The sequence below is a fragment of the Cryobacterium sp. TMT4-31 genome (assembly GCF_004403385.1).
GTDB lineage: Bacteria > Actinomycetota > Actinomycetes > Actinomycetales > Microbacteriaceae > Cryobacterium > Cryobacterium zongtaii.
The window spans coordinates 35,814-45,250 of sequence record NZ_SOGI01000033.1; the positions used below are offsets into that span (position 1 = coordinate 35,814).

General features: G+C 68.6%; 8 protein-coding genes. 2 read left to right on the forward strand and 6 right to left on the reverse strand.

The genetic code is table 11. The features are described from left to right. Nucleotides 1–57 precede the first annotated feature (57 nt). The 6 genes from thrB to argS form a co-directional block, all read right to left on the reverse strand. On the reverse strand, nucleotides 58–1,011 hold the full coding sequence (thrB, locus tag E3T19_RS08080; RefSeq protein ID WP_088455437.1) for a homoserine kinase: 954 nt from the start codon (nucleotides 1,009–1,011) through the stop codon (nucleotides 58–60). Further along, nucleotides 1,008–2,129 carry a threonine synthase gene (gene thrC, locus E3T19_RS08085; protein WP_370028224.1) on the reverse strand — a complete coding sequence of 374 codons (1,122 nt, stop codon included), beginning with the start codon at nucleotides 2,127–2,129 and terminating at the stop codon, nucleotides 1,008–1,010. Before thrC ends, thrB begins: the two co-directional genes overlap by 4 nt. Continuing rightward, nucleotides 2,129–3,466, reverse strand: a complete 1,338-nt coding sequence (locus tag E3T19_RS08090) for a homoserine dehydrogenase (RefSeq protein WP_088455436.1) — start codon at nucleotides 3,464–3,466, stop codon at nucleotides 2,129–2,131. Before E3T19_RS08090 ends, thrC begins: the two co-directional genes overlap by 1 nt. Beyond that, nucleotides 3,463–4,929: a diaminopimelate decarboxylase gene (gene lysA, locus E3T19_RS08095; protein WP_134408547.1), complete on the reverse strand. Its 1,467-nt coding sequence runs from the start codon at nucleotides 4,927–4,929 to the stop codon at nucleotides 3,463–3,465. The genes E3T19_RS08090 and lysA overlap by 4 nt, the downstream gene beginning before the upstream one ends. A gap of 145 nt (nucleotides 4,930–5,074) precedes the next feature. Beyond that, complete coding sequence (locus tag E3T19_RS08100) at nucleotides 5,075–5,869, reverse strand: DUF2993 domain-containing protein (RefSeq protein WP_134408548.1); 795 nt, start codon at nucleotides 5,867–5,869, stop codon at nucleotides 5,075–5,077. Between the two features lie 16 nt (nucleotides 5,870–5,885). Next, nucleotides 5,886–7,562, reverse strand: a complete 1,677-nt coding sequence (gene argS, locus E3T19_RS08105) for an arginine--tRNA ligase (protein ID WP_134408549.1) — start codon at nucleotides 7,560–7,562, stop codon at nucleotides 5,886–5,888. Between the two features lie 43 nt (nucleotides 7,563–7,605). On the opposite strand from argS, the gene E3T19_RS08110 reads away from it, so the two are divergent. Both E3T19_RS08110 and E3T19_RS08115 read left to right on the forward strand, forming a co-directional pair. Next, the gene (locus E3T19_RS08110) at nucleotides 7,606–8,259 is read left to right on the forward strand and encodes an iron ABC transporter ATP-binding protein (RefSeq protein ID WP_134408550.1); all 654 of its coding nucleotides are present in this window, start codon (nucleotides 7,606–7,608) and stop codon (nucleotides 8,257–8,259) included. Between the two features lie 107 nt (nucleotides 8,260–8,366). Further along, nucleotides 8,367–9,437: DUF222 domain-containing protein (locus E3T19_RS08115; RefSeq protein ID WP_134408551.1), on the forward strand; the 1,071-nt coding region annotated here is incomplete at its 3' end.

Sequence of the window (9,437 nt, forward strand, 5' to 3'; positions counted from 1 at the left end):
ACACGCGAGAAGAGCCCCTTCCCGTCAGGCGGGAAAGGGCTCTGGTCTCGGCCGAAGCTAGGCGTCGGTGCGGATGACCGTGGCACCCTTGAAGTCGACGGCCAGCATCAACGTCTCCCAGGGCGTCTCGCTCGTCCGGGCCACCAGGTCGGCGGCCACCAGGCGCTGGCCGGGGTCGCTGGCCAGGACCAGGATCGACGGGCCGGCGCCGGAGACGACGGCCGCGAAACCGTGCTCGCGCAACAGGGTGATCAGACGGTTGGTCTCCGGCATCGCCGCGGCCCGGTAGCTCTGGTGCAGCTTGTCCTCGGTTGCGGCGAGCAGCAGCTCCGGGCTCTGAATGAGCGCGGCGATGAGCAGCGCCGAGCGCGACAGGTTGAAGACGGCGTCCTCGTGCGGCACCGACTCCGGCTGCAGGCTGCGGGCCAGAGCGGTGGACATGGCGTGCACGGGCACGAAGACCATCGGCGAGACGCCGCGGTGCACCATCAGTTTCTTGTGCTTGGGGCCCTCCGGCGTCATCCAGGCGATGGTCAGGCCGCCGAACAGGGCGGGCGCCACGTTGTCCGGGTGCCCCTCCATCTCGGTGGCCAGCACGAGCAGCGCGTCGGAGTCGATCTCCACGATGCCCTCGAGCAGGCCTTTGGCGGCCATGATGCCCGAAACGATGGCGGCACCGGATGACCCCATGCCACGCCCGTGCGGGATCACGTTCTCGGCGACCAACTTGAGCCCCGGCAACGGGATCCCGTAGGCGGCGAAGGTGTGCGCGATGGCGCGCACCACGAGGTTGGTCTCGTCGGTGGGCACCTCCCCGGCGCCGACGCCGTGCACCTCGACGAACACGCCGGACTCGTCGGTCACCTCGACCTGCAGGTGGTCGTAGTGCGCCAGGGCCAGGCCGAGGGTGTCGAAGCCTGGGCCGAGGTTCGCGGTGGTGGCCGGAACCTTCACGACGACCGAACGGCCCGCCAGCGCATTGCGTCCCACGACGGGGAGCGCCGTGGTCATTTCTGGCCCAGACCCAGCAGCTCGGCGATGGCGACGGTGTCGACGGGAACGATCGTGGGCTTCACGTCGCTGCCGTCCGCGGTGCGAAGTGCCCACTGCGGGTCCTTCAGGCCGTGGCCGGTGACGGTGAGCACCACGGTGGCGCCCTGGGGGATCTGGCCGGCGTCGGCACGTTCGAGCAGGCCGGCGACGCTGATCGCGGAGGCCGGCTCCACGAAGATGCCCACCTCGGCGGAGAGGATGCGGTACGCCTCGAGGATCTTCTCGTCGCTGATCGCGCCGAAGTAGCCGTCGCTGACCTCGCGGGCGTTCAGGGCGAGGTCCCACGACGCCGGGTTGCCGATGCGGATGGCGCTGGCGATGGTCTCCGGGTGCTCCACGCGGTGACCCAGCACGATCGGGGCGCTGCCCGCAGCCTGGAACCCGAACATCCGGGGCAGTTTGGTGGTGGCGCCGCGAGCGAGTTCTTCGCTGTAGCCGCGGAAGTAGGCGGTGTAGTTGCCGGCGTTGCCGACCGGGACGATGTGGATGTCCGGGGCGTCTTCGAGCACCTCGACGACCTCGAACGCGGCGGTCTTCTGGCCCTCGATGCGGTCGGGGTTGACCGAGTTGACCAGGTGCACGGGGTAGTTCTTGGCGAGGTCGCGGGCGATGTCGAGGCAGTCGTCGAAGTTGCCCTGCACCTGCAGCAGCTGTGCGTTGTGCGCGATGGCCTGGCTGAGCTTGCCCATGGCGATCTTGCCCTCCGGCACCAGCACGACGGCCTTGATGCCGGCGTGGGTGGCGTAGGCGGCGGCCGACGCTGAGGTGTTGCCGGTGGAGGCGCAGATGACGGCCTTGGCACCGTCTTCGACGGCCTTGGAGATGGCCATCGTCATGCCACGGTCCTTGAACGACCCTGTGGGGTTCATGCCCTCGTACTTGACCCAGACCTTGGCGCCGGTGCGCGCGGAGAGCGCGGCGGCGGGGATCAGCGGGGTGCCGCCTTCGCCGAGCGTGATGATCGGGGTGGCGTCGCTGACGTTCAACCTGTCGGCATACTCGCGCAGCACACCGCGCCACTGACGGGACGGGGTCTTGACCATTTGGTGCTGACCGGTCTCTCGTTCGCTGGACATCAGACTCCTTCAACTCTCAAAACGGATGCGACATTGGTGACGACACTGTTCGCGGCAAGGTCGTTCACGGTCGCGGCAAGCGCAGCCTCCGTGGCCTCGTGCGTTCCAATGACTAGGGTAGCTGTGCCCGACACGGGCTCGTGACTGGCGGTTCCGGGCTGCTCGAGCGTCATCGACTGTTCGACTTGCGCGAGCGAGACGTGGTTTTTGCTGAACACTCCGGCGATCGTGGCGAGCACGCCGGGCTCATCCGTCACCTCGAGGGTGACGGCGTATCGGGTGGTGACCTTGCCGATGTCGAGCACCGGCAGGTCGGCGTGGCTGGAGGCCGCGTAGCCAGGGCCGCCCATCACGTGGCGGCGGGCGACGGAGACGAGGTCGCCGAGCACGGCGGATGCGGTCTGCACTCCCCCGGCCCCGGCGCCGTAGAACATCAGCGGGCCGGCGGCCTCGGCCTCGACGAAGACGGCGTTGTTCGCGCCGTGCACGGAAGCGAGCGGGTGGCCGCGGTGCACCATGGCCGGGTAGACGCGGGCAGAGACACCCTGTTCGCCGGTCTCCGGGTCGGTGAGGCGTTCGCAGATCGCGAGCAGCTTCACGACGTAGCCGGCCTTCCGTGCCGACTCCATCTGCTGCGGGGTGACCTGGGTGATGCCCTCCCGGTAGACCTTCTCGAGGGGCACGTTGGTGTGGAACGCCAGGCTGGCCAGTAGGGCTGCCTTCTGCGCGGCGTCGTAACCTTCGATGTCGGCGGTGGGGTCGGCTTCGGCGTAGCCGAGTTCGGTCGCGGTGGCCAGGGCTTCTTCGAGGCTGTCGCCGGCCACATCCATCCGGTCGAGGATGAAGTTGGTAGTGCCATTCACGATGCCGAGAATCCGGTTGACGGTGTCACCGGCGAGGCTGTCCCGCAGCGGCCGCACGATAGGGATGGCGCCGGCGACGGCGGCTTCATAGTTGAGCTGGGCGCCCACCTGGTCGGCGGCTTCGAACAGTTCGGCACCGTGCTGGGCGAGCAACGCCTTATTGGCGGTGACGACGTCGGCGCCGGAGTTGATCGCCGTGAGGATGTAGCTGCGGGCGGGCTCGATGCCGCCCATCAGCTCGATGACGATGTCGGCGCCGAGGATCAGCGAGTCCGCGTCGGTGGTGAACAGCTCACGGGGCAGGTCGACGGTGCGTGGGGCGTCGAGATCGCGCACCAGGATGCCGACGAGTTCGAGGCTCGCGCCCACCCGGTTGGCGAGCTCGTCGCGGTGCTCGAGCAGCAGGCGGGCCACCTGGGCACCGACCGAACCACCGCCGAGCAGGGCGACACGCAGATTGCGGTATTCGATCATCGGGTAGTTTCCTTCATTTGATTGGTCGAGCTTGTCGCCCCAGTTCCGTTGGTCGAGCTTGTCGTGACCTTGTGAGTCGACCTCGCTAGACCTGCGTCCCGCGCCAGTAAGTCGTCAATCGTCTCCCCGCGCACGATGACCCTGGCCTTTCCGTCTACGACGGCCAAAACGGCCGGCCGTCCCAGATAGTTGTAGTTGCTCGCCAACGACCAGCAGTACGCTCCGGTCGCGGGCACCATCACCAGATCTCCCGGCGCCACATCCCCGGGCAGGTAGTCGGCGTCCACGACGATGTCGCCGCTTTCGCAGTGCTTGCCGGCGATGCGTACCAGCGCGGGCTCGGCATCCGACACCCGGTCGGCGAGCCGCACCGAGAACTCGGCGCCGTAGAGCGCGGGGCGGGCGTTGTCGCTCATGCCGCCGTCGATGCTCACGTAGAGCCGGGTGTTCTCGCCGATGCGCACGGGCTTGGTGGTACCCACCTCGTAGAGGGTGACGCCGGCCGGTCCGATGACGACCCGGCCCGGTTCGATGGCGATCACCGGCACCGCGATGCCGCGGCGCGCGCATTCGGCGGCGACGATGTCGGCCAGGCCGGCGGCCAGGTCGGCGATCGGGCTGGGATCGTCGGTGCTCGTGTAGGCGATGCCGAAGCCGCCGCCGAGGTTGAGCTCGGGTACCGGGCCGTCGGTCAGCAGCTCGGCGTGCAGGCTGAGCAGGCGCGACGCCGACTCGGCGAAGCCGTCGACGCCGAAGATCTGTGAGCCGATGTGGCAGTGCAGGCCGAGGAAGTTCAGGCTCGGTTCGGCGCGGATCGCCGCGACCAGGGCCGGGGCGTCCTCGAAGACCACACCGAACTTCTGGTCTTCGTGCGAGGTGGCCAGGAATTCGTGGGTGTGCGCGTGCACGCCGCTGTTCACGCGGAGGCGCACGTTCTGCACGACCCCGTGCCGGGCGGCCGCCGCGGCGACCCTGTTTATCTCGACCGGGCTGTCGATGATGATCGTGCCCACACCCAGGCGGGTGGCGTCGTCGATCTCGGCGTGCGACTTGTTGTTGCCGTGGAAGCCGAGCCGGCCGGGTTCAACACCGGCGGCCAGGGCAACGGCGAGTTCGCCGCCGCTGCAGACGTCGATGTTCAGGCCGGCGTCCACCATCCAGCGGGCGACCTCGGTAGACAGAAACGCCTTGGCGGCGTAGTACACCTTGACGGTGGTGCCGATGCGGGCGAACTCGGTGTCGAACGCGGCGCGCAGCTCCGCGGCGCGGGTGCGGGCATCCGTCTCGTCGATCACGTACAGCGGGGTGCCGAATTCGGCCGCCAGCTCGGGGGCGCTGACGCCGCCGATCGTGATCGCACCGGCGGCGGAGCGGTGCGCGGAGTAGGGCCAGAGGCCGTCGGCGAGCGTGTTGGCATCAGCTGGAGAGCTGAGCCACTCGGGGGCGAGTGGATTATGGGCCACGGGTGAAAACCTCACAGGAGTCAAGTGGGTGTCTCACGAAGTGGCGAGCGAACCCGGATTGGTCCCTGAAGCCAGCGAAGAGACGCGCCGAAAGAGGCGCGGGAATCTACCGGAATTCTAGCGACTGCGAGTTGCGCGCGCCGAATCAAGCGGTGGAACAGCTGCCCAGGGTGGTGAGCGACTGTTCGGTGAGCGTCAATGTGCTCGACTCCAGCGTAATGCGTGCGCGCTCCGCTGTGGTCTGCACGTCGCTGAGTGTGACGCCCTGCGGCAGGTAACCGGCCAGGCACACGCTGATCGGCTCGTTGCCGAGCACCAGGTCCAGCAGTCCGCTCACGTCCAGGCCACCGGCACCGGAGGTCACCCGCGCGTCGGTCGGGGTGAGCACGAGTGAGTCGTCGGTGACGCTGGGGGTCGCGGTGGCCTGGTAGCCGACGGCCAGGCCGAACACGCTCAGCTCGCCGGTGTAGGTGACCTGGTCGGTGCCGAGCTCGAGTTCCGCGTTGCGCGCGGCAGGGGCGGCATCCGCTTCGGCCAGTGCGGACTGCAGCAAGGTGTTGAGGGCGGCCTGGTCGAGGTCGATGGTGCCGTTGACATGGTCGATGGGCTGGGTAGTGTCGGTGGGCACGCCGGTGGCGACGATCGATACGGATGCCGGCACGCCGTTGACGGAAAGGGTCGGCGCGGTGAGCTCCACACGTTCGAAACTGCCGGTGAGGTACTGCGCGATCACCGAGGTGCCGCCGATCGCCGCCTCGACGTCGCCGGTGACACCGGCGGGCAGGCCGGCATCGATCTCGCTTGCGATGCGGTCTTGCGCGTAGCCGCGGAGGCCAGCGTCGGCGGCGAAGAAGATGCCCACCAGCGCGAGCAACACCACCAGCGTCACCAGCAGCCGGCGAGCGGGCCGGCGGCGTTTGGGCAGTGTCGAGCTCGTCACGAAGGAGCGCTCCGGCCTACATGCGCTCCGGCGCGGAGACGCCGAGCAGACCCAGGCCGTTGCGGATGACCTGGCCGGTGGCGTCGTTCAGCCACAGCCGGGTGCGGTGCAGGTCGGTGACCGGCTCGTCGCCGAGCGGGATGACCCGGCAGTTGTCGTACCAGCGGTGGTAGTAGCCGGCGACCTCTTCGATGTAGCGGGCCACGCGGTGGGGCTCGCGTAGTTCGGCGGCCTGGGCCACCACGCGCGGGTACTCCTGCAGCACACCGAGAAGCGCGGACTCGCTGTCGTGGGTGAGCAGTTCGGGGGCGAACGCACTGCGGTCCACGCCGGAATCCGCGGCATTGCGGCCGACGGAGCACGTGCGGGCGTGCGCGTACTGCACGTAGAAGACCGGGTTCTCGTTGGTGCGCTTGCCGAGCAGGTCCAGGTCGATGTCCAGCTGGGAGTCGCTCGAGGAACGCACCAGCGAGTAGCGGCCGGCGTCCACGCCAACCGCGTCGACGAGGTCGTCGAGGGTGACGATGGTGCCGTTGCGCTTGGACATCCGCACGGGCTCGCCGCCCTTGAGCAGGTTGACCATCTGGCCGATGAGGATCTGCAGGTTCACGCCGGGCACGTCACCGAACGCCTCGACCATGGCCATCATGCGGCCGATGTAGCCGTGGTGGTCGGCGCCGAGCATGATCAGGTTCTGGTCGAAGCCGCGCTCGCGCTTGTCGAGGTAATAGCCCAGGTCGCCGGAGATGTACGCCGGTTCGCCGTTCGAGCGGATGATGACTCGGTCGCGGTCGTCGCCGAAGGTGGTGGTGCGCAGCCAGATGGCGCCATCTTCCTCGAAGATGTGGCCGAGTTCGCGCAGGCGCTCGATGGCGCGGTTGACGGCGCCGGATTCGTGCAGGGAGTCTTCGTGGAAGAACACGTCGAAATCGACCCCGAAGCCGTGCAGCTTCTCCTTGATCTCGGTGAACATGAGGTCCACGCCGATGGAGCGGAAGATTTCCTGCTGTTCGTCGCGGGGCAGGACGGCGATGTCACCCTCGTAGATCTCGACGACCTTGTCGGCGATGTCACCGATATACGCTCCGCCGTAGCCGTCTTCGGGGGTGGGCTCACCCAGGTAGGCGGCCAGCACGCTGCGGGCGAACCTGTCGATCTGCGAGCCGTGGTCGTTGAAGTAATACTCGCGCGTCACATCCGCGCCCTCGGCGATCAGCACGCGGGCGAGGCTGTCGCCGACGGCTGCCCAGCGCACGCCACCCATGTGGATGGGGCCGGTGGGGTTGGCCGAGACGAACTCGAGGTTGATCTTGATGCCGTCGTAGAGGTGGCCGGTGCCGTAGACCGAGCCGGCGTTGACGATGGTCTGCGCGAGTGCGCCGGCGGCGGATGCCTCGAGGCGGATGTTGATGAAGCCGGGGCCGGCGATCTCCACGGAGGCGACCTCTGGCATGGCTTCGAGGCCGGCGGCGAGTTCGGCGGCCACGGCGCGCGGGTTGGTGCCCAGCGGCTTGGCTATCTTCATCGAGACGCTCGAGGCCCAGTCACCGTGGTCGCGGTTGCGCGGGCGCTCCAGCGACATGTCGGCTGCGACCAGACCGAGATCTGCGATCTCCGCCCCTTCGCCTCGTCGGCGCTCGACCAGGGAGTTGACGAGGTCGAGCAGGGACTGGGAGAGTTCGGCAGGGGTCACGGCGAACAAGCTTACCCGCCGTCCCGGTTGGTAAGGTCAACGAGTGACCCACTCCAGCTCGTCCTCCTTCGCCACCGGCCGCCGACTGCGCGCCGCACTCGCCCTCACCGGCGCTTCGCTCGCTCTGATCGCCCTGGCCGGATGCGCACCGGCAGGCGACACGGAGCCCACCGCGTCAGCCACGGCAAAGCCGACCAGCACTGCCACGTCGGAGCCCACCGCCACGGCGGAACCCACGGTGTCGGCCACGGCGTCGGCCACCCCTGCGCCGGCAGCCGAAGGCACCGCCGTGGACAAGAGCTGCGACCAGGTCCTCACGGCGGACGACGTCTACGAGATCAACCCCAATGTGAGTGTCGACCCGGGTTATTCAGCGTCGAGTGACACGGCCGTGACCGCGACCACTTATAACGGCATCGCCTGCGGCTGGATCAACAATTCCAGCGGCGAGGTCATCGAGGTGTCAGTGGCGATGCCGAACGAGGCGCTCGCCAACACCTTGAAGGATGCGGCCCTGGCCGGCGGCGAAGTCGTGCCGACCTACGGCAGCGCTCCCGACGTAGAGGGCTACTTCAGTGCCGATACCGGCACCGCTCAGGTCTTCACCGGTGGGTACTGGGTGGCGGTCTCCTCCCCCGCCATGATCGAGCCCGGCGATGCCGAGCGCGTCATGAGCACGGTTATCGGCAACCTGTAGGGCTCTTCGGGAGGATCGCTCCTCCTCCACAGGCCGGTTTTTCCGGACCTTTCCACAGCTTGGTTTCTGGGCCTGGGAGTGTCGGTGGTGGGTGCTTCACTGTGCCTATGGCCACCTCAGCTGCCACACCCGATCACACCCCCGGCGACACCTGCGATGCCGCTTCGGACCCCGCGGTCAGCGCTGCGGTGGATCCTGTCGCGGCGGCGATCAGCGCGGTCATCGACCCGCTGATCTTGAACGAGAAAGTGATCGCGGCCGGCTACGCCGAACGCACCCGGCTGCTGACCGAGCTGGACCGGCTGGGCCATGAACCGCGCATCCTCGCGGGTCTGTGTGGTGACCCTGTCGAGTCCGGTCGGAACGACCCTGATACCGGCGCGCACGGCCCGGCCTGGGACGACGAGGAGCTCGCCCGCCGCAGCATGGCCGCCGAGGCCGCCGGGGCGCTACGGCTGACGGCCACCACGGCGGGCATGATGATCTGCGACGCCGCCCGCCTCACCGGCCAACTGCCCGGCTTCCACCAGGCCCTGAGCCGCGGCAGCATCACCTGGGGCCACGCGGTGAAGATGCTCACCCTCACCGACGGGGTCCCGGAAGAAATCCTGCCCGCGTTCGAGGAGAAGGTGCTCCCGGCGGCGGAGAAACTCACCTCCACCCAGTTCGTCCGGGTCGCCGGCCGGATCCTCGAACGGATGCACCCGGTGCCGTTGCAAGACCGCGCCGACGCCGGCTTCGCCAAGCGCCGGGTGGTGCTCCGCCCCGACGCCGACGGGATGGCGTGGCTGAACGCCTACCTCAAAGCCGAAGACGCCCAAGCGATCTACGACCGGCTTAGCCACATCGCCACAGACCTCGACACCGACGCTGACGCCGCCCCGGCGCCCGGCTCCGACTCCCCTGTCCCCTGCCGCAGCAAGGACCAGCGCCGCGCGGACGCGTACCGGGACCTGCTCCTGGACGGTGTCGGGCCCAGTGGCCTCGGCCACGGCATCCGCGGCACGGTCAGCATCACGGTGCCGGCGCTGACCCTGCTGGGCCGAAGCGACGAACCCGCCATCCTCGACGGCTACGGGCCCATCGACCCCGAGACCGCCCGCCGGATCGCGGGCACGGCGACCAGCTGGTCCCGCATCCTCACCCACCCCGAAACCGGCTGTCGACTGAGCATGGGC

Excerpts from the sequence above, each read along its gene's own strand:
- thrB (WP_088455437.1), bottom strand. The coding sequence starts at position 1,011 with ATGACCACGGCGCTCCCCGTCGTGGGACGCAATGCGCTGGCGGGCCGT.
- thrC (WP_370028224.1), bottom strand. The coding sequence starts at position 2,129 with ATGTCCAGCGAACGAGAGACCGGTCAGCACCAAATGGTCAAGACCCCG.
- E3T19_RS08090 (WP_088455436.1), bottom strand. The coding sequence starts at position 3,466 with ATGATCGAATACCGCAATCTGCGTGTCGCCCTGCTCGGCGGTGGTTCG.